Origin of the sequence: Pseudomonas sp. PDM13 (assembly GCF_025685765.1) — a bacterium.
In the GTDB taxonomy this organism is placed as follows: domain Bacteria; phylum Pseudomonadota; class Gammaproteobacteria; order Pseudomonadales; family Pseudomonadaceae; genus Metapseudomonas; species Metapseudomonas solani.
In genome coordinates this window covers 185,467-205,078 of the sequence record NZ_JAOTQU010000008.1, presented here as the reverse complement: position 1 = coordinate 205,078, position 19,612 = coordinate 185,467, and the positions used below count along the sequence as shown (strand labels likewise).

The 19,612-nt window shown below is 58.5% G+C and carries 15 protein-coding genes, 4 tRNA genes and 1 pseudogene; all 20 read left to right on the top strand.

Going from position 1 to position 19,612, the window contains the following annotated elements:
• Nucleotides 1-174: 174 nt before the first annotated feature.
• Nucleotides 175-1,131: a bifunctional biotin--[acetyl-CoA-carboxylase] ligase/biotin operon repressor BirA gene (gene birA, locus OEJ36_RS11475; protein ID WP_263401600.1), complete on the top strand. Its 957-nt coding sequence runs from the start codon at nt 175-177 to the stop codon at nt 1,129-1,131.
• Entirely contained in the window at nt 1,121-1,870 is a 750-nt protein-coding gene (locus OEJ36_RS11470) for a pantothenate kinase (protein WP_263401599.1), read from the top strand. Before birA ends, OEJ36_RS11470 begins: the two co-directional genes overlap by 11 nt.
• Before the next feature lie 8 nt (nt 1,871-1,878).
• Nucleotides 1,879-2,286 (top strand): annotated as a pseudogene (locus OEJ36_RS30625) (SPOR domain-containing protein); the annotation flags it as partial.
• Between the two features lie 97 nt (nt 2,287-2,383).
• Nucleotides 2,384-2,530 carry an MJ0042-type zinc finger domain-containing protein gene (locus OEJ36_RS30620; protein WP_411860995.1) on the top strand — a complete coding sequence of 49 codons (147 nt, stop codon included), beginning with the start codon at nt 2,384-2,386 and terminating at the stop codon, nt 2,528-2,530.
• A 175-nt stretch (nt 2,531-2,705) separates the two neighbouring features.
• Nucleotides 2,706-2,790, top strand: a tRNA-Tyr gene (locus tag OEJ36_RS11460).
• A 25-nt stretch (nt 2,791-2,815) separates the two neighbouring features.
• Nucleotides 2,816-2,889: transfer RNA gene (locus tag OEJ36_RS11455), tRNA-Gly, on the top strand.
• A 26-nt stretch (nt 2,890-2,915) separates the two neighbouring features.
• A tRNA-Thr gene (locus OEJ36_RS11450) sits at nt 2,916-2,991 on the top strand.
• Between the two features lie 85 nt (nt 2,992-3,076).
• Nucleotides 3,077-4,270, top strand: a complete 1,194-nt coding sequence (tuf, locus tag OEJ36_RS11445; protein ID WP_184492125.1) for an elongation factor Tu — start codon at nt 3,077-3,079, stop codon at nt 4,268-4,270.
• Between the two features lie 53 nt (nt 4,271-4,323).
• Nucleotides 4,324-4,399, top strand: a tRNA-Trp gene (locus OEJ36_RS11440).
• 46 nt (nt 4,400-4,445) lie between these two features.
• Nucleotides 4,446-4,814 carry a preprotein translocase subunit SecE gene (gene secE, locus OEJ36_RS11435; protein WP_263152438.1) on the top strand — a complete coding sequence of 123 codons (369 nt, stop codon included), beginning with the start codon at nt 4,446-4,448 and terminating at the stop codon, nt 4,812-4,814.
• A gap of 9 nt (nt 4,815-4,823) precedes the next feature.
• Complete coding sequence (nusG, locus tag OEJ36_RS11430; protein ID WP_031286913.1) at nt 4,824-5,357, top strand: transcription termination/antitermination protein NusG; 534 nt, start codon at nt 4,824-4,826, stop codon at nt 5,355-5,357.
• Nucleotides 5,358-5,474: 117 nt separating this feature from the next.
• The gene (gene rplK, locus OEJ36_RS11425; RefSeq protein WP_021217008.1) at nt 5,475-5,906 is read left to right on the top strand and encodes a 50S ribosomal protein L11; all 432 of its coding nucleotides are present in this window, start codon (nt 5,475-5,477) and stop codon (nt 5,904-5,906) included.
• The gene (gene rplA / locus OEJ36_RS11420; RefSeq protein WP_021217009.1) at nt 5,907-6,602 is read left to right on the top strand and encodes a 50S ribosomal protein L1; all 696 of its coding nucleotides are present in this window, start codon (nt 5,907-5,909) and stop codon (nt 6,600-6,602) included.
• 210 nt (nt 6,603-6,812) lie between these two features.
• Nucleotides 6,813-7,313 carry a 50S ribosomal protein L10 gene (gene rplJ, locus OEJ36_RS11415; protein WP_021217010.1) on the top strand — a complete coding sequence of 167 codons (501 nt, stop codon included), beginning with the start codon at nt 6,813-6,815 and terminating at the stop codon, nt 7,311-7,313.
• Between the two features lie 82 nt (nt 7,314-7,395).
• The gene (gene rplL, locus OEJ36_RS11410) at nt 7,396-7,764 is read left to right on the top strand and encodes a 50S ribosomal protein L7/L12 (RefSeq protein WP_263401597.1); all 369 of its coding nucleotides are present in this window, start codon (nt 7,396-7,398) and stop codon (nt 7,762-7,764) included.
• 217 nt (nt 7,765-7,981) lie between these two features.
• On the top strand, nt 7,982-12,055 hold the full coding sequence (rpoB, locus tag OEJ36_RS11405; RefSeq protein ID WP_263401596.1) for a DNA-directed RNA polymerase subunit beta: 4,074 nt from the start codon (nt 7,982-7,984) through the stop codon (nt 12,053-12,055).
• Nucleotides 12,056-12,121: 66 nt separating this feature from the next.
• A complete protein-coding gene (gene rpoC, locus OEJ36_RS11400; protein ID WP_021217013.1) occupies nt 12,122-16,321 on the top strand; it encodes a DNA-directed RNA polymerase subunit beta' in 4,200 nt (1,399 codons plus the stop codon).
• A 155-nt stretch (nt 16,322-16,476) separates the two neighbouring features.
• The gene (gene rpsL / locus OEJ36_RS11395; protein ID WP_021217014.1) at nt 16,477-16,848 is read left to right on the top strand and encodes a 30S ribosomal protein S12; all 372 of its coding nucleotides are present in this window, start codon (nt 16,477-16,479) and stop codon (nt 16,846-16,848) included.
• Between the two features lie 110 nt (nt 16,849-16,958).
• The gene (gene rpsG / locus OEJ36_RS11390) at nt 16,959-17,429 is read left to right on the top strand and encodes a 30S ribosomal protein S7 (protein ID WP_021217015.1); all 471 of its coding nucleotides are present in this window, start codon (nt 16,959-16,961) and stop codon (nt 17,427-17,429) included.
• Nucleotides 17,430-17,459: 30 nt separating this feature from the next.
• Complete coding sequence (fusA, locus tag OEJ36_RS11385; RefSeq protein WP_263401595.1) at nt 17,460-19,607, top strand: elongation factor G; 2,148 nt, start codon at nt 17,460-17,462, stop codon at nt 19,605-19,607.
• Nucleotides 19,608-19,612 lie beyond the last annotated feature (5 nt).

Sequence of the window (19,612 nt, the reverse complement as noted above, 5' to 3'; positions counted from 1 at the left end):
CCCCGATCTTCGTAAGAAGGTCGGGGGTTTGACTTTGTGCTGTGGAAAAGTTGGCTTCTACCGTCTCTCGTATATGGCCTCAGGGCTATATCGCTTCATCTCGATCTGCGCATTTTCTATGCAATCCCTACCTGCATGGCTATGATGCCTGCCTCATTCTGAGGCGGTGCGCGCATGCTTACCTTGTTGAAACTTCTACAGGATGGCCAGTTCCATTCCGGTGAGGCCTTGGGGCGTGTGCTCGGCATAAGTCGCAGTGCTATCTGGAAACAGCTGCAGCAACTCGAACTCGATTACGACCTGCCAATTCATAAGCTCCGTGGCAAAGGGTATCGCCTGGCATCACCGCTCAGCCTTCTTGATCCTCTCAAGCTGAACGATGCTGTCCCTGGTTGGACTAAAACCGTTGTGGAAACCATCGATTCCACGAATGCAGAAGTCATGCGACGGATTGCCGCTGGAGAAGAACCTCCCTTTGCTGTTCTGGCGGAGCATCAGAGTGGCGGTCGCGGTAGGAGAGGGCGGCAGTGGGTCAGTCCTTATGGCCAAAACCTTTACTGCAGTGTCGGGTTGCGGATCGAGGGTGGGGCGCGTCAGTTGGAGGGGCTCAGCCTTGTTGTGGGGCTTGCCGTCCTTCGAGCGCTACGTGCGAAAGGGCTTTCAGGGGTTGGGCTTAAATGGCCTAACGATATTCTGGTCGGTAATCGCAAGATCGCGGGAATACTCCTTGAGCTCATAGGCGATCCTGCGGATATCTGCAGCGTCATCATCGGCATTGGCATTAACGTCAACATGCGCAGTCCTGATGTGCAGATAGATCAGCCCTGGACCTCAATGCTCCTTGAGGGAGGAGAGCTGGTCGATCGGAACGAGCTAGCTGTGGGTGTCCTGGAGCAATTGGACCTTTGCCTAGCGCAGAGTGCCTATGGCGGATTCAAGACGCTGCGCGCTGAGTGGGAGGCTGATCATCTTTGGCAAGGGCGCAGCGCCTCTCTGGTAGCGGGACAGCGTCGTATCGATGGCGTGGTGTTAGGTGTAGACGATAGCGGCGCCCTACGTATGGATGTAGACGGTGTTGAAAATGTCTTTAGTGGTGGAGAGCTCAGTTTGAGGCTGCGTGATGATTCTTGAGCTTGATTGCGGTAACAGCTTCATCAAATGGCGCGTGATATCTAATCCCGAGGCGCGCGTTGTGGTGGGAGGCGTAGTCGGCTCTGATGAAGAGTTGCTGCAGGTGCTGTCTTCATCTCCAGGGGTGGAGCTAAGTCGTTGCCGTCTTGTAAGTGTCCGTAGTGATGAAGAGACTCAGCAATTGACGGGCAAGCTTCAGCGGGCGTTCTCCATAGACTCGGTTTGTGCGGAGTCGGCGCAGGAGATGGCGGGGGTCCGTAATGGCTATGACGAATTCCAGCGTCTCGGCCTCGATCGCTGGCTTGCCGTGCTAGGCGCCTATCACTTGTCGGGGCGTGCCTGTTTGGTGCTGGATCTCGGCACTGCGGTAACTTCTGACTTCGTTACTGCAGAAGGCAGTCATCTAGGCGGCTTCATCTGTCCTGGTATGCCGCTCATGCGCAATCAGTTGCGCACACACACTCGCCGCATCCGGTATGGCGATGATGCTGCTGAACGGGCTTTGCAGAAGATGGTGCCTGGACGCTCCACGGTTGAGGCCGTTGAGCGGGGCTGCCTGCTGATGCTGCAGGGGTTCGTGCAGACGCAGGTCGAGCAGGCCGAGGAGTGGTTGGGTGGGGCTTACGAGCTGTATCTAACAGGTGGAGACGCATTTATGGTCAGGGACGCGTTTCCCCAGGCAAAAGTTCTTCCGGATTTGGTGTTTGTTGGTTTGGCGATTGCCTGCCCGCTCTCTTGAGGTTAGTCATGCGCTGGATGTTTCTACTGCTCCTGGTTCTTAACCTTTTCTACTATGTCTGGCATCAGCAGCAGGCCCCTCTTCGCGCAAAGGAGGTGGAGACACTCTCCCTCTATAAGGGCGGGCAGCAAGACATTCGCTTGTTGAGTGAGTCGAAGGATGCAAAGCCTCGGCGCGAAGAGCTTCCTGGTTCTCCTGCTTCCGCTCCGGAGACCGCATGCCTCTTCTTGGGAAGTTTCGAGCAAGAAGCTCAGGCCAAGGAGGTTGAGCAGCGGCTCATTGCGCTGGATATTCAGAGCCAGGTGCAAGAGGTCGACGCCGCTGCGGGTGTCGATTATTGGGTTTACCTTGCTCCTCTTGCGTCGCGGCAGGCTTCGTTGCGCCAGCTGAAGGAGCTCCAGGCTCGGAAAATTGATAGCTATATAATCAGCCAGGGTGACCTGCAGAATGGGATTTCGCTCGGGATTTTCCCGCGAATGGATTCCGCCGAGAGCGTAATGGCTCGTTTGAGGGATGCAGGGTACGAGCCTGCAATGCGCGAATTGTCGCGCTCGCATCGAGATTTCTGGGTCAAAATTGCCCCGGAAAGCAGGCGCCTTGCGGATGACGCGTTGCTCGGTGAGCTGGCTCGGGACTTCGGTGGATTGCAGCATAAAATAATGCCGTGCGAAAACGTTGCATCCTCTAGATAGTTTGAATAGAATGGCGCCCGCTTCGCAGGCAGGCTGAAAAAGTGGGACTGCGAAGCTGCTGTCAGAATTAGCTAACCTCAAGATTTAAATGAGAAAAAGCTTGACAGCAGGGTGGCAGAAGTTGAAAATGCCGCCTCCCAAATGGAGGGATTCCCGAGCGGCCAAAGGGATCAGACTGTAAATCTGACGTCATAGACTTCGAAGGTTCGAATCCTTCTCCCTCCACCAGATTCAAGCGTGAGCGACAGGCTCCGCGGGTATAGTTCAGTGGTAGAACCTCAGCCTTCCAAGCTGATGATGCGGGTTCGATTCCCGCTACCCGCTCCAAGTTTGGCGTTTGTGCAATGTGTTTGGCTCATGTAGCTCAGCTGGTAGAGCACACCCTTGGTAAGGGTGAGGTCAGCGGTTCGATTCCGCTCATGAGCTCCATCTCAACAAAGGCAGATATGTGAATATCTGCCTTTGTTTTAATGGTGGCGTGACTCGCTCAATTCTTTGATGGGAGACGTTCTCGATGGCTAAAGAAAAATTCGAACGTAACAAACCGCACGTCAACGTTGGTACCATTGGTCACGTTGACCATGGCAAAACCACTCTGACCGCTGCTCTGACCAAAGTCTGCTCCGAGACCTGGGGTGGTTCTGCTCGTGCGTTCGACCAGATCGACAACGCGCCGGAAGAGAAAGCTCGCGGTATCACCATCAACACCTCCCACGTTGAGTACGACTCGGCGATCCGTCACTACGCTCACGTTGACTGCCCCGGTCACGCTGACTATGTGAAGAACATGATCACCGGTGCTGCTCAGATGGACGGCGCGATCCTGGTTTGCTCCGCTGCTGACGGCCCCATGCCGCAGACCCGCGAGCACATCCTGCTGTCCCGTCAGGTAGGCGTTCCTTACATCGTCGTGTTCCTGAACAAGGCCGACATGGTTGACGACGCCGAGCTGCTGGAACTGGTCGAAATGGAAGTTCGCGATCTGCTGAACACCTACGACTTCCCGGGCGACGACACTCCGATCGTTATCGGTTCCGCGCTGATGGCGCTGGAAGGCAAAGACGACAACGAAATCGGCGTTTCCGCTGTTCGTAAGCTGGTAGAGACTCTGGATACCTACATTCCGGAGCCGGTTCGTGCCATCGACCAGCCGTTCCTGATGCCGATCGAAGACGTGTTCTCCATCTCCGGCCGCGGTACCGTGGTTACCGGTCGTGTTGAGCGCGGCATCGTCAAGGTCCAGGAAGAAGTGGAAATTGTTGGTATCCGTGATACCTCCAAGACCATCTGCACCGGCGTTGAAATGTTCCGCAAGCTGCTCGACGAAGGTCGTGCTGGTGAGAACGTTGGTATCCTGCTGCGCGGCACCAAGCGTGACGACGTAGAGCGTGGTCAGGTTCTGGCCAAGCCGGGCACCATCAAGCCGCACACCAAGTTCGAGTGCGAAGTGTACGTACTGTCCAAAGAAGAAGGTGGTCGTCACACCCCGTTCTTCAAAGGCTACCGTCCGCAGTTCTACTTCCGCACCACCGACGTTACCGGTAACTGCGAGCTGCCGGAAGGCGTGGAAATGGTAATGCCGGGCGACAACATCAAGATGGTTGTCACCCTGATCGCTCCGATCGCCATGGAAGACGGCCTGCGTTTCGCGATTCGCGAAGGCGGCCGTACCGTTGGCGCCGGCGTGGTTGCCAAGATCTTCGAGTAATCGATTGATCTAACTCCGTCAGGCCGGCATAATGGTCGGCCTGACTTCGTTACAGGCCAGTAGCTCAATTGGCAGAGCGGCGGTCTCCAAAACCGCAGGTTGGGGGTTCGATTCCCTCCTGGCCTGCCAAATTTCCAGAAAGGAAGTTTGGCAAATATTCACAAGGTCCTAGCTGATGAATGCCAAGGCTGAAGCCAAAGAAACACGCTTCGACGTTCTGAAGTGGATCGTTGTGGCTGCAATTGTCGCGGTGGGTGTGGTTGGTAATCAGTATTTCTCTGCTGAGCCGATCATTTATCGCGTTCTCGTTTTGCTGGTTCTTGGTGTGGGTGCTGCATTTGTAGCGCTGCAGACCGCCAAGGGGCAAGCATTCTTTGTTTTGGCTAAAGAGGCCCGTGCGGAGATTCGCAAGGTCGTCTGGCCGACTCGTCAGGAAACCACGCAGACCACGTTGATTGTCGTGGCTGTTGTTCTGGTAATGGCGCTGCTGCTGTGGGGTCTTGATTCCCTGCTCGGTTGGCTCGTTTCGATGATTGTAGGTTAAGGGTGCGCCGTGGCTAAGCGTTGGTACGTTGTGCATGCCTACTCCGGTTATGAAAAGCACGTAATGCGGTCGCTGGTCGAGCGCGTGAAGCTTGCCGGCATGGAAGATGGTTTTGGTGAGATTCTCGTCCCCACTGAAGAGGTGGTTGAGATGCGGAACGGCCAGAAGCGCAAGAGTGAGCGCAAATTCTTCCCTGGTTATGTGCTGGTTCAGATGGAAATGAATGAGGGTACTTGGCACTTGGTCAAGGATACTCCTCGCGTCATGGGCTTCATTGGTGGTACTGCCGACAAGCCTGCTCCGATTACTGATAAAGAGGCCGAGGCTATCCTGCGTCGCGTTGCGGACAGCGGTGACAAGCCCAAGCCCAAGACGTTGTTCGAGCCGGGCGAAACGGTTCGTGTCATTGACGGTCCGTTTGCGGACTTCAATGGTGTCGTTGAAGAAGTTAACTACGAGAAGAGCCGGATTCATGTTGCCGTGCTCATCTTCGGCCGCTCCACGCCGGTGGAGCTGGAGTTCAGTCAGGTCGAAAAGGCATAGCTGAAATAGGCATCCCATACCCCGCAGCCATCGGTTGCGGGGTTTTGTCGTCACTGGGATAAACGCGAAAGCAAACGGGGAGCCTCAAGGCGTTTGAACCCGATATTGGAGTTATAGATGGCTAAGAAGATTCAGGCTTATATCAAGCTGCAAGTGAAGGCTGCTCAAGCCAACCCGTCCCCGCCCGTCGGCCCGGCTCTGGGTCAGCACGGCGTGAACATCATGGAATTCTGCAAGGCGTTCAACGCCAAGACCCAGGGTATGGAGCCCGGTCTGCCGACTCCCGTGATCATCACTGTGTACAGCGACCGCAGCTTCACTTTTGAAACCAAAAGCACCCCGGCTTCCGTGCTGCTGAAGAAAGCGGCTGGCATCACCAGCGGCTCGCCTCGCCCGAACAGCCAGAAGGTCGGCACTGTTACCCGTGCCCAGCTGGAAGATATCGCCAAGGCTAAACAGGCTGATCTGACTGCAGCTGACCTGGATGCGGCCGTGCGTACCATCGCCGGCTCCGCTCGTAGCATGGGCCTGAACGTGGAGGGTGTGTAAATGGCTAAGCTGACCAAGCGCCAGAAGGCTATCGCTGAGAAAATCGAAGCCGGCAAACAATACGGTTTCGAAGACGCGGCCAAACTGCTGGCTGAGCTGTCGACCATCAAGTTCAAAGAGTCCGTTGATATCTCTATCAACCTGGGCGTTGATCCGCGTAAATCCGACCAGGTTGTTCGTGGCGCCACCGTGCTGCCGAACGGCACCGGCAAAAGCGTTCGCGTTGCCGTGTTCACCCAGGGTCCGGGCGCTGAAGCCGCTCTGGCTGCCGGCGCTGATCGCGTTGGCATGGACGAACTGGCTGCCGAGATGAAGGGCGGCGACCTGAGCTACGACGTTGTTATCGCCTCCCCGGATGCGATGCGTGTCGTCGGTCAGCTGGGCCAGATCCTCGGTCCGCGCGGTCTGATGCCGAACCCGAAGGTCGGTACCGTGACCCCGGACGTGGCCACTGCCGTCAAGAATGCCAAGGCTGGTCAAGTGCGCTTCCGTACTGACAAGAACGGCATCATCCACGCTTCTGTTGGCAAGATCGATTTCGAACCGGTCAAGCTGAAGCAGAACGTCGAAGCCCTGCTGGTCGACCTGAAGCGTCTGAAGCCGTCCACCTCCAAGGGTGTTTACGTTCAGCGCGTGACCCTGAGCACCACCATGGGCCCGGGTCTGCAGATCGATCAGGCTTCCCTGGAAGCCTAAAGAATGAAGTCGCAGCGGGCTTGCCCGCTGCGCAGGTATTGGGGTCCCTGCCTGGCGGGGGCTATCCAAGACCGTAGGCGGTGAAAGCCTCAAACCGGGAAGCGATTCCCGAGCCTACGCAGATGGTGCTCCCGATTCGTTTACCGAATCAGACACCAAAACGCCGTCCGGCCTCGGCTGGACGAACCGGTAACATCCAGGAGTGAACCCGTGGCAATTAAACTCGAAGACAAGAAGGCCATCGTCGCTGAAGTCAACGAGGCTGCCAAAGCTGCCCTCTCCGCTGTCGTGGCTGATGCCCGTGGCGTGACTGTGGGAGCCATGACCGGACTCCGTAAAGAGGCCCGCGAGGCCGGTGTGTACGTGAAAGTCGTGCGTAACACCCTGGCTCGTCGCGCCGTTGAAGGTACTTCTTTCGAAGTCCTCGGCGACGTGTTCAAAGGCCCGACCCTGATCGCGTTTTCCAATGAACATCCGGGCGCTGCCGCTCGTATCTTCAAGGAATTCTCGAAGGGTCAGGACAAGTTCGAGATCAAGGCTGCCGCGTTCGAAGGCAAGCTGATTGCAGCTAACCAGATCGACGTACTGGCAACCCTGCCGACCTACGACGAGGCCGTATCGCAGCTGATGAGCGTGATTCAAGGCGCTACCAGCAAGCTGGCTCGTACTCTGGCGGCAATTCGCGACCAGAAGGAAAGCGCTGCTGCCTGATCCAGGCGCACTGCTCCTTCTACGTAAACTCGTTTAATTCGATGGCCACCAAAGGCCGTCCATCAATACAGGAATTAGAGTCATGGCTCTGACCAACGAAGACATCATCAACGCCGTATCCGAAATGTCCGTGATGCAAGTTGTTGAACTGATCAAGGCGATGGAAGAGAAGTTCGGTGTAAGCGCTGCTGCCGCTGTTGCTGCTGGCCCGGCTGTTGCTGCTGCTGCTGCTGAAGAGCAAACCGAGTTCAACATCGTTCTGACCGAAGCCGGCGAGAAGAAAGTGAACGTCATCAAAGTCGTTCGCGAACTGACCGGTCTGGGTCTGAAAGAAGCCAAAGCAGTTGTTGACGGTGCCCCGGGCGTAGTCAAAGAAGGCGCTTCGAAAGAAGAAGCCGAAGCTGCCAAAAAGGCTCTGGAAGAAGCTGGCGCCAAAGTCGAGCTCAAGTAAGCGACGACTTTGCGTCTACAGCCCGAGCGACTCGCGCGAGGCTGATGGCTGGTGGCTTATGCCACCGGCCTTTTTCCGTTCTAGATGGTTGGCGCATGCCCCGTCCAGGACGTGAAAAACCACCCGAGAGGTGGCGCAAACCAAGGGGTTTGCACGATTTTCTGGCTACTCCCGTCGGGGGAGCCAAACAAGCAGGTGACCAAGCTGGGGAACGCTGATGGCTTACTCATACACTGAGAAAAAACGTATCCGCAAAGACTTTAGCAAGTTGCCGGACGTCATGGATGTACCCTACCTCCTGGCCATCCAGCTGGATTCGTACCGCGAATTCCTGCAGGCAGGCGCGAGCAAGGACCAGTTTCGTGATATCGGCCTGCACGCGGCCTTCAAGTCTGTATTCCCGATTATCAGCTATTCCGGTAACGCCGCTCTGGAATACGTCGGCTATCGCCTGGGCGAGCCGGCTTTCGATGTCAAGGAATGCGTGCTGCGCGGCGTAACTTTCGCCGTGCCGCTGCGAGTGAAAGTCCGTCTGATCATCTTCGACAAAGAGTCGTCGAACAAAGCGATCAAGGACATCAAGGAGCAGGAAGTCTACATGGGGGAAATCCCCCTGATGACCGAGAACGGTACCTTCATCATCAACGGTACCGAGCGCGTCATCGTCTCCCAGCTGCACCGTTCGCCGGGCGTGTTCTTCGATCACGACCGCGGCAAGACTCACAGCTCGGGCAAGCTGCTGTACTCCGCTCGTATCATCCCTTACCGCGGCTCCTGGCTGGACTTCGAGTTCGACCCGAAGGACTGCGTATTCGTGCGTATCGACCGTCGCCGCAAGCTGCCGGCCTCGGTACTGCTGCGCGCGCTCGGCTACAGCACCGAAGAAGTGCTCGACGCCTTCTATGCGACCAACGTCTTCCACGTCAGAGGTGAGAACCTGAGCCTGGAGCTCGTTCCCCAGCGTCTGCGTGGCGAGATCGCCGTGTTCGACATCAAGGACGAGAGCGGCAAGGTCATCGTCGAGCAGGGCCGCCGTATCACTGCGCGCCACATCAATCAGCTGGAAAAGGCCAGTATCAAGGAGCTGGAAGTCCCCCTGGACTACCTCCTGGGCCGCACTACCGCCAAGGTGATCGTGCATCCGGCTACCGGCGAAATCATCGCCGAGTGCAACACCGAGCTGACCACCGACATCCTGGCGAAAGTCGCCAAGGCTCAGGTCGTCCGCATCGAGACCCTGTACACCAACGACATCGACTGCGGTCCGTTCATCTCCGATACGCTGAAGATCGACTCCACCGGCAACCAACTGGAAGCCCTGGTAGAAATCTATCGCATGATGCGTCCCGGTGAGCCGCCGACCAAGGAAGCTGCCGAGACCCTGTTCAACAACCTGTTCTTCAGCGCCGAGCGTTACGACCTGTCCGCTGTTGGCCGCATGAAGTTCAACCGTCGTATCGGTCGCACCGAGATCGAAGGTTCGGGCGTGTTGAGCAAGGAAGATATCGTCGAAGTCCTCAAGACTCTGGTCGATATCCGTAACGGCAAAGGCATCGTCGACGACATCGACCACCTGGGTAACCGTCGTGTGCGTTGCGTTGGCGAAATGGCCGAAAACCAGTTCCGCGTTGGCCTGGTGCGCGTAGAGCGTGCGGTCAAAGAGCGTCTGTCGATGGCCGAAAGCGAAGGCCTGATGCCGCAGGACCTGATCAACGCCAAGCCAGTGGCTGCCGCGATCAAGGAGTTCTTCGGTTCCAGCCAGCTTTCCCAGTTCATGGACCAGAACAACCCGCTCTCCGAGATCACCCACAAGCGCCGCGTCTCTGCACTCGGCCCAGGTGGTCTGACCCGTGAGCGCGCCGGCTTCGAAGTCCGCGACGTACACCCGACTCACTACGGTCGCGTGTGCCCGATCGAGACCCCTGAAGGTCCGAACATCGGTCTGATCAACTCCCTGGCAACCTATGCCCGCACCAACCAGTACGGCTTCCTGGAAAGCCCGTACCGTGTGGTCAATGGCACTCAGGTGACCGACGAGATCGTCTTCCTCTCCGCTATCGAAGAGGCCGACCACGTCATCGCCCAGGCATCGGCAACGATGAACGAGAAGGGTCAGCTGGTCGACGAGCTGGTTGCCGTACGTCACCTGAACGAATTCACCGTCAAGGCGCCGGAAGACGTCACCCTGATGGACGTATCGCCGAAGCAGGTCGTATCCGTCGCTGCCTCGCTGATTCCGTTCCTCGAGCACGACGACGCCAACCGTGCACTCATGGGGTCGAACATGCAGCGTCAGGCCGTGCCGACCCTGCGTGCCGACAAGCCCCTGGTCGGTACCGGCATGGAGCGCAACGTCGCCCGTGACTCCGGTGTCTGCGTCGTGGCGCGTCGCGGTGGCGTGATCGACTCCGTCGATGCCAGCCGTATCGTTGTTCGCGTCAATGATGACGAAGTCGAAACCGGTGAAGCCGGCGTCGACATCTACAACCTGACCAAATACACCCGTTCCAACCAGAACACCTGCATCAACCAGCGTCCGCTGGTGCAGAAGGGTGATCAGGTTTCGCGCAGCGACATCCTCGCCGACGGCCCGTCCACCGACATGGGTGAGTTGGCTCTCGGTCAGAACATGCGCGTCGCGTTCATGCCCTGGAACGGTTTCAACTTCGAAGACTCCATCTGCCTCTCCGAGCGTGTGGTCCAGGAAGATCGCTTCACCACCATCCACATCCAGGAACTGACCTGTGTGGCGCGTGACACGAAGCTCGGCCCAGAAGAAATCACTGCCGACATCCCGAACGTAGGTGAAGCGGCACTGAACAAGCTGGACGAAGCGGGCATCGTGTACGTAGGCGCCGAAGTTGGCGCTGGCGACATTCTGGTTGGCAAGGTAACTCCGAAAGGCGAGACCCAGCTGACTCCGGAAGAGAAGCTGCTGCGTGCGATCTTCGGTGAGAAGGCATCCGACGTTAAGGACACCTCCCTGCGTGTGCCGACTGGCACCAAGGGCACTGTCATCGACGTTCAGGTCTTCACCCGTGACGGTGTTGAGCGTGACAGCCGCGCACTGGCCATCGAGAAGATGCAGCTCGACGAGATCCGCAAGGACCTCAACGAAGAGTTCCGTATCGTCGAAGGTGCAACCTTCGAGCGCCTGCGTTCCGCCCTGGTTGGTGCCAAGGCAGAAGGTGGTGCTGGCTTGAAGAAAGGCGCCGAGATCGATCACGGCTTCCTCGACGGCCTCGAGCATGGTCAGTGGTTCAAGCTGCGCATGTCCGACGACGCGCTGAACGAGCAGCTGGAGAAGGCTCAGGCCTACCTCTCCGACCGCCGTCAGCTGCTCGACGACAAGTTCGAAGACAAGAAGCGCAAGCTGCAGCAGGGCGATGACCTGGCTCCGGGCGTACTGAAGATCGTCAAGGTCTACCTGGCCATCAAGCGTCGCATCCAGCCGGGCGACAAGATGGCGGGCCGCCACGGTAACAAGGGTGTGGTCTCCGTGATCATGCCGGTCGAAGACATGCCGCACGATGCCAATGGCACTCCGGTGGACATCGTCCTCAACCCGCTGGGCGTACCGTCGCGTATGAACGTGGGCCAGATCCTCGAAACCCACCTCGGCCTCGCGGCCAAGGGCCTGGGCGAGAAGATCAACCGCATGCTCGAAGAGCAGCGCAAGGTCGCTGAACTGCGCAAGTTCCTCCACGAGATCTACAACGAGATCGGTGGCCGTCAGGAAAATCTGGACGAACTGGGCGACCAGGAAATCCTCGACCTGGCGAAGAACCTGCGTGCCGGCGTGCCCATGGCGACCCCGGTGTTCGACGGTGCCAAGGAACGCGAGATCAAGGCCATGCTGAAGCTGGCCGATCTGCCGGAAAGCGGCCAGATGCGCCTGTTCGACGGTCGTACCGGTAACATGTTCGAGCGCCCGACCACCGTCGGCTACATGTACATGCTCAAACTGAACCACCTGGTCGACGACAAGATGCACGCACGTTCCACCGGCTCCTACAGCCTGGTTACCCAGCAGCCGCTGGGTGGTAAGGCGCAGTTCGGTGGCCAGCGTTTCGGGGAGATGGAGGTCTGGGCGCTGGAAGCCTATGGCGCCGCCTACACCCTGCAGGAAATGCTGACCGTGAAGTCGGACGACGTGAACGGCCGTACCAAGATGTACAAAAACATCGTGGACGGGGATCACCGCATGGAGGCCGGCATGCCCGAGTCCTTCAACGTGTTGATCAAAGAGATCCGCTCGCTCGGCATCGACATCGAACTGGAAACCGAATAACACGAGACGCCCACACGCTGCGGCTGGTCAAGGCCCGTCGCAGCGGGTCCGTGAGGAGGAAAGGCCTTGAAAGACTTGCTGAATCTGTTGAAAAACCAGGGTCAAATCGAAGAGTTCGATGCCATCCGTATTGGCCTGGCCTCGCCCGAGATGATCCGTTCCTGGTCCTTCGGTGAAGTGAAGAAGCCGGAGACCATCAACTACCGTACCTTCAAGCCGGAGCGCGATGGCCTGTTCTGCGCCAAGATTTTCGGCCCGGTGAAGGACTACGAGTGCCTGTGCGGTAAGTACAAGCGCCTGAAGCACCGCGGTGTGATCTGCGAGAAATGCGGCGTCGAAGTCGCCCTGGCCAAGGTGCGCCGCGAGCGCATGGGCCACATCGAGCTGGCTTCGCCGGTCGCCCACATCTGGTTCCTGAAGTCCCTGCCGTCCCGTATCGGCCTGCTGCTGGACATGACCCTGCGTGACATCGAGCGCGTGCTCTATTTCGAGAGCTACGTGGTGATCGATCCGGGCATGACCACCCTCGAGAAGGGCCAACTGCTGAACGACGAGCAGTACTTCGAATCCCTCGAAGAGTTCGGTGACGACTTCGACGCCCGCATGGGTGCCGAGGCTGTTCGCGAGCTGCTGAACGCCATCGACCTTGAGCACGAGATCGGTCGCCTGCGCGAAGAGATTCCGCAGACCAACTCGGAAACCAAGATCAAGAAGCTGTCCAAGCGCCTGAAGCTGATGGAAGCCTTCCAGGGCTCTGGCAACCATCCCGAGTGGATGGTGCTGACCGTCCTGCCGGTGCTGCCGCCGGACCTGCGTCCGCTGGTTCCGCTGGATGGCGGCCGTTTCGCGACTTCGGACCTGAACGATCTGTACCGTCGCGTCATCAACCGTAACAACCGTCTGAAGCGCCTGCTCGACCTGGCTGCTCCGGACATCATCGTGCGCAACGAAAAGCGCATGCTGCAGGAAGCTGTCGACGCCCTGCTGGACAACGGCCGTCGTGGCCGTGCCATCACCGGCTCGAACAAGCGCCCGCTGAAATCCCTGGCCGACATGATCAAGGGTAAGCAAGGTCGCTTCCGTCAGAACCTGCTCGGTAAGCGCGTGGACTACTCCGGTCGTTCCGTGATCACCGTGGGCCCGACCCTGCGCCTGCACCAGTGCGGCCTGCCGAAGAAGATGGCTCTCGAGCTGTTCAAGCCGTTCATTTTCGGCAAGCTCGAAGCCCGTGGCATGGCCACCACCATCAAGGCGGCCAAGAAGATGGTCGAGCGCGAACTGCCCGAGGTCTGGGACGTTCTCGCCGAAGTCATCCGCGAACACCCCGTGCTGCTCAACCGCGCACCGACCCTCCACCGTCTGGGTATCCAGGCGTTCGAGCCGGTGCTCATCGAAGGCAAGGCGATCCAGCTGCACCCGCTGGTCTGCGCGGCGTACAACGCCGACTTCGACGGTGACCAGATGGCCGTTCACGTCCCGCTGACCCTCGAGGCCCAGCTGGAAGCGCGCGCGCTGATGATGTCCACCAACAACATCCTGTCCCCCGCCAACGGCGAGCCGATCATCGTGCCGTCGCAGGACGTGGTACTGGGTCTGTACTACATGACCCGTGAAGCGGTGAACGCCAAGGGTGAAGGTCGCGTATTCGCTGACCTGCAGGAAGTCGACCGCGTATTCCGCGCTGGCGAAGCGTCCCTGCACGCTCGCGTGAAGGTCCGTATCAACGAGACCGTGAACGACCGCGACGGCTCCGTCACCAAGAACACCCGCATCGTCGACACCACTGTCGGCCGCGCGCTGCTGTTCCAGGTGGTTCCGGCCGGCCTGTCGTTCGACGTGGTCAACCAGCCGATGAAGAAGAAGGCAATCTCCAAGCTGATCAACCAGTGCTATCGCGTGGTTGGCCTGAAGGACACCGTCATCTTCGCCGACCAACTGATGTACACCGGCTTTGCCTACTCCACCATTTCCGGCGTCTCGATCGGTGTGAACGACTTCGTCATCCCGGATGAGAAGGCTCGCATCATCGACGCGGCCACCGAGGAAGTGAAAGAGATCGAATCCCAGTACGCCTCCGGCCTGGTTACTCAGGGCGAGAAGTACAACAAGGTGATCGACCTCTGGTCCAAGGCGAACGACGAAGTGTCCAAGGCGATGATGGCCAACCTCTCGAAAGAGAAGGTGGTCGATCGCGAGGGCAAGGAAGTCGATCAGGAGTCCTTCAACTCCATGTACATGATGGCTGACTCCGGTGCGCGGGGTTCCGCGGCCCAGATCCGTCAGCTTGCCGGTATGCGCGGCCTGATGGCCAAGCCGGACGGCTCCATCATCGAAACCCCCATCACCGCGAACTTCCGTGAAGGCCTGAACGTACTCCAGTACTTCATCTCCACTCACGGTGCTCGTAAAGGTCTGGCGGATACCGCACTGAAGACCGCGAACTCCGGTTACCTGACCCGTCGTCTCGTCGACGTGGCCCAGGACCTGGTAGTGACCGAGATCGACTGCGGCACCGAACAGGGCCTGCTGATGACTCCGCACATCGAAGGCGGCGACGTGGTCGAGCCTCTGGGCGAGCGCGTACTGGGTCGAGTGATCGCCCGTGACGTGTTCAAGCCGGGTTCGGACGAAGTCATCGTCCCGGCCGGTACCCTGGTCGACGAACAGTGGGTCGAGTTCATCGAGCGTGCCAGCATCGACGAAGTGATCGTGCGTTCGCCGATCAGCTGCGAAACCCGCTACGGCATCTGCGCCAAGTGCTACGGTCGCGACCTGGCTCGTGGTCACCAGGTGAACATCGGTGAAGCGGTCGGCGTAATTGCCGCCCAGTCCATCGGTGAGCCGGGTACCCAGCTGACCATGCGTACCTTCCACATCGGTGGTGCGGCCAGCCGTACTTCCGCAGCCGACAACGTCCAGGTCAAGAACGGCGGTACCATCCGCCTGCACAACCTGAAGCACGTCGAGAACCTCAACGGTCACCTGGTTGCCGTTTCCCGTTCCGGCGAGCTGGCCATTGCCGATGATTTCGGTCGTGAGCGTGAGCGCTACAAGCTGCCCTATGGTGCTGTCATCAGCGTCAAGGAAGGTGACAAGGTCGATCCGGGCGCCATCGTCGCCAAGTGGGACCCGCACACCCACCCCATCGTGACCGAAATGAAGGGTACCGTTACCTTCGTCGGCATGGAGGAGGGTATCACCATCAAGCGTCAGACCGACGAACTGACCGGTCTGACCAACATCGAAGTCCTGGATCCGAAAGATCGTCCGGCGGCTGGTAAGGACATCCGTCCGGCCGTGAAGCTGGTCGACGCCAATGGCAAGGAGCTGCTGCTGCCGGGTACCGACGTACCTGCCCAGTACTTCCTGCCGGCGAACGCCCTGGTAGGCGTTGCTGACGGTGCTCAAGTGGGCGTGGGTGACGTTATCGCCCGTATCCCGCAAGAGACTTCGAAGACCCGCGACATCACCGGTGGTCTGCCGCGTGTTGCCGACCTGTTCGAAGCGCGTCGTCCGAAAGAGCCGTCGATCCTGGCGGAAATCAGCGGCACGATCTCCTTCGGTAAAGAGACCAAGGGCAAGCGTCGCCTGGTCATCACTCCGACCGACGGTTCCGATCCGTACGAAGAGCTGATTCCGAAGTGGCGCCACCTGAACGTGTTCGAAGGCGAACAGGTAAACCGCGGCGAAGTAATCTCGGACGGCCCGAGCAACCCGCACGACATCCTGCGTCTGCTGGGTGTCAGCGCTCTGGCCAAGTACATCGTCAACGAGATCCAGGACGTGTATCGCCTGCAGGGCGTGAAGATCAACGACAAGCACATCGAGACCATCCTGCGTCAGATGCTGCGTAAGGTCGAGATCGCCGAGTCGGGTGACTCCAGCTTCATCAAGGGCGACCAGATGGAACTGACCCAGGTACTGGAAGAGAACGAACGTCTGGCGACCGAAGATCGCTTCATCGCCAAGTTCGAGCGCGTCCTGCTGGGTATCACCAAGGCATCGCTGTCGACCGAGTCGTTCATCTCCGCAGCGTCCTTCCAGGAAACCACTCGCGTCCTCACCGAGGCGGCGGTTACTGGCAAGCGCGACTACCTGCGTGGCCTGAAGGAGAACGTCGTAGTGGGTCGCTTGATCCCGGCCGGTACCGGCCTGGCCTACCACAGCGAGCGCAAGCGTCAACGCGAAGCCGGCAAGCCGGTCCGCGTGAGCGCGAGCGAAGTGGAAGCGGCGCTGACCGAAGCGCTGAACTCCAGCGGCAATTGAGTACAAAGCCCCGGGCGACCTGTGTCGCCCGGGGCTTTGTCTTGACTGGGGGGATTAGTCTCTTTAGACTCATGCACCCCTAAATTTGGCAGGGCAAGCGCCCTGCCATTTTGCTTTAGGGCAATAGCGTCGAAAGACAACAGTGGAGCTTATAGATGGCAACTATCAACCAGCTGGTACGTCAGCCGCGCAAGCGTATCGTCGAAAAATCCGACGTTCCTGCGCTGCAGAACTGCCCGCAACGTCGTGGCGTGTGCACCCGCGTGTACACCACTACGCCGAAAAAACCGAACTCCGCACTCCGTAAGGTTTGCCGTGTTCGTCTGACCAACGGTTTTGAAGTCACCTCCTACATCGGTGGTGAAGGTCACAACCTGCAAGAGCACAGCGTAGTGCTGATCCGTGGCGGTCGTGTAAAAGACCTTCCGGGTGTTCGCTACCACACCGTTCGCGGCTCTCTGGACACCACCGGTGTCAAAGACCGTAAGCAGGGCCGTTCGAAGTACGGTACCAAGCGTCCGAAGTAATTCGGTTCGCTCACTGATTTTCAATTTTATTGAGTCGATAAGAGTAAGGTCGGGCGTAACCGAATGGTTATGGTTCCGGGCTAACCTGAAGACCGTTTGAGGGCTTATCAATGCCAAGACGTCGTGTAGCAGCCAAGCGTGAGATCCTGGACGATCCGAAATACGGAAGCCAGATCCTCGCCAAGTTCATGAACCACGTGATGGAAAGCGGCAAGAAGGCCGTAGCCGAGCGCATCGTTTACGGTGCTCTGGATACCGTCAAAACCCGCAAGAACACCGATCCCCTGGAGATCTTCGAGAAAGCTCTCGACGCCATCGCTCCGCTGGTCGAAGTCAAGTCCCGCCGTGTAGGCGGTGCTACCTACCAGGTTCCGGTCGAAGTTCGTCCGTCCCGTCGCAATGCACTGGCCATGCGCTGGCTCGTTGACTCCGCCCGCAAGCGTGGCGAGAAGTCCATGGCCCTGCGTCTCGCTGGCGAGCTGCTGGATGCCTTTGAAGGCAAAGGCGCTGCTGTCAAGAAGCGTGAAGACGTACACCGTATGGCCGAGGCCAACAAGGCGTTCTCGCACTACCGCTTCTAATAACGGCATCCATTCTTCTGCGAGGGCTTTATGGCTCGTAATACAGCAATCAACCGCTACCGGAACATTGGTATCTGTGCCCACGTTGACGCGGGCAAGACCACCACGACCGAGCGGATCCTGTTCTACACCGGTCTCAGCCACAAGATGGGTGAAGTACACGACGGCGCTGCTACCACCGACTGGATGGTGCAGGAGCAGGAGCGTGGTATCACCATCACTTCTGCTGCGATCACTACCTTCTGGGAAGGTTCGCGCGGTCAGTACGACAAGTACCGCGTAAACGTCATCGACACCCCTGGCCACGTAGACTTCACCATTGAGGTTGAACGCTCCCTGCGCGTACTGGACGGTGCTGTCGTGGTGTTCTGCGGCACTTCCGGTGTTGAGCCTCAGTCCGAAACCGTATGGCGTCAGGCCAACAAGTACGGTGTTCCGCGTATCGTCTACGTGAACAAGATGGACCGCGCCGGCGCCAACTTCCTGCGCGTTGTCGGTCAGATCAAGAACCGTCTGGGTCACACCCCGGTTCCGGTTCAGCTGGCCATCGGTGCAGAAGATGACTTCCAAGGGCAGGTCGACCTGCTGAAGATGAAGGCCATCTACTGGAACGAAGACGACAAGGGCACCTCCTACCGCGAGGAAGAGATTCCTGCGGATCTGGTTGGGCTGGCCAACGAATGGCGCAACAACATGGTCGAGGCTGCTGCCGAGGCCAACGAAGAGCTGATGAACAAGTACCTGGAAGAGGGTGAGCTGTCGATCGAAGAGATCAAGGCCGGCCTGCGTCAGCGTACTATCGCCTGCGAAATCGTTCCTGCTGTCTGCGGCTCCTCCTTCAAGAACAAGGGCGTGCCTCTGGTTCTCGATGCCGTCATCGACTTCCTGCCTGCTCCGACCGAGATTCCGGCGATCAAGGGTATCCATCCTGATCTGGCCGACACTCCGAAGGAAGATGTCACCGCAGAGCAGTACGACGAGCGTCATGCTGATGACGCTGCTCCGTTCTCGGCGCTGGCGTTCAAGATCGCTACCGACCCGTTCGTTGGTACCCTGACCTTCGTTCGCGTTTATTCGGGCGTTCTGGAGTCCGGTCAGTCGGTCGTCAACTCCGTGAAAGGCAAGAAAGAGCGCGTTGGTCGTATGGTGCAGATGCACGCCAACCAGCGTGACGAGATCAAAGAAGTGCGCGCTGGCGACATCGCCGCTCTGATCGGCATGAAGGACGTCACCACCGGTGACACCCTGTGCGACATCGAGAAGCCGATCATCCTCGAACGTATGGACTTCCCGGAGCCTGTTATTTCGGTGGCTGTTGAGCCGAAGACCAAGGCTGACCAGGAGAAGATGGGTATCGCCCTCGGCAAGCTGGCCCAGGAAGACCCGTCGTTCCGCGTCAAGACCGACGAAGAAACCGGCCAGACCATCATCTCCGGTATGGGTGAGCTGCACCTGGACATCCTCGTCGATCGCATGAAGCGCGAGTTCGGCGTCGAGGCCAACATCGGCAAGCCGCAGGTTTCCTATCGTGAAACCATCACCAAGGACAACGTCGAGATCGAAGGCAAGTTCGTTCGTCAGTCCGGTGGTCGCGGTCAGTTCGGTCATTGCTGGATCCGTTTCTCGGCTGCCGATGTGGACGAGAAAGGCAACATCACCGAAGGTCTGGTGTTCACCAACGAAGTCGTTGGCGGTGTGGTTCCGAAGGAATACATCCCGGCGATCCAGAAGGGCATCGAAGAGCAGATGAAGAACGGCGTCGTTGCCGGCTATCCGCTCATCGGCCTGAAGGCTTCCGTGTTCGATGGTTCGTACCACGACGTCGACTCCAACGAGATGGCGTTCAAGATCGCTGCCTCCATGGCGACCAAGCAGCTGGCCCAGAAGGGCGGCGGTAAAGTGCTTGAGCCGATCATGCGGGTAGAGGTGGTAACTCCTGAAGACTACATGGGTGACGTGATGGGTGACCTGAACCGTCGTCGTGGTCTGATTCAGGGGATGGAAGACAGCGTTTCCGGTAAGGTAATTCGTGCCGAGGTTCCGCTGGGCGAGATGTTCGGTTATGCGACCGACGTACGTTCCATGTCCCAGGGTCGCGCGAGCTACTCCATGGAATTCTCCAAATACGCCGAAGCTCCGTCGAATGTCGTCGAAGCCCTGGTTAAAAAACAAGGTTGATTCAG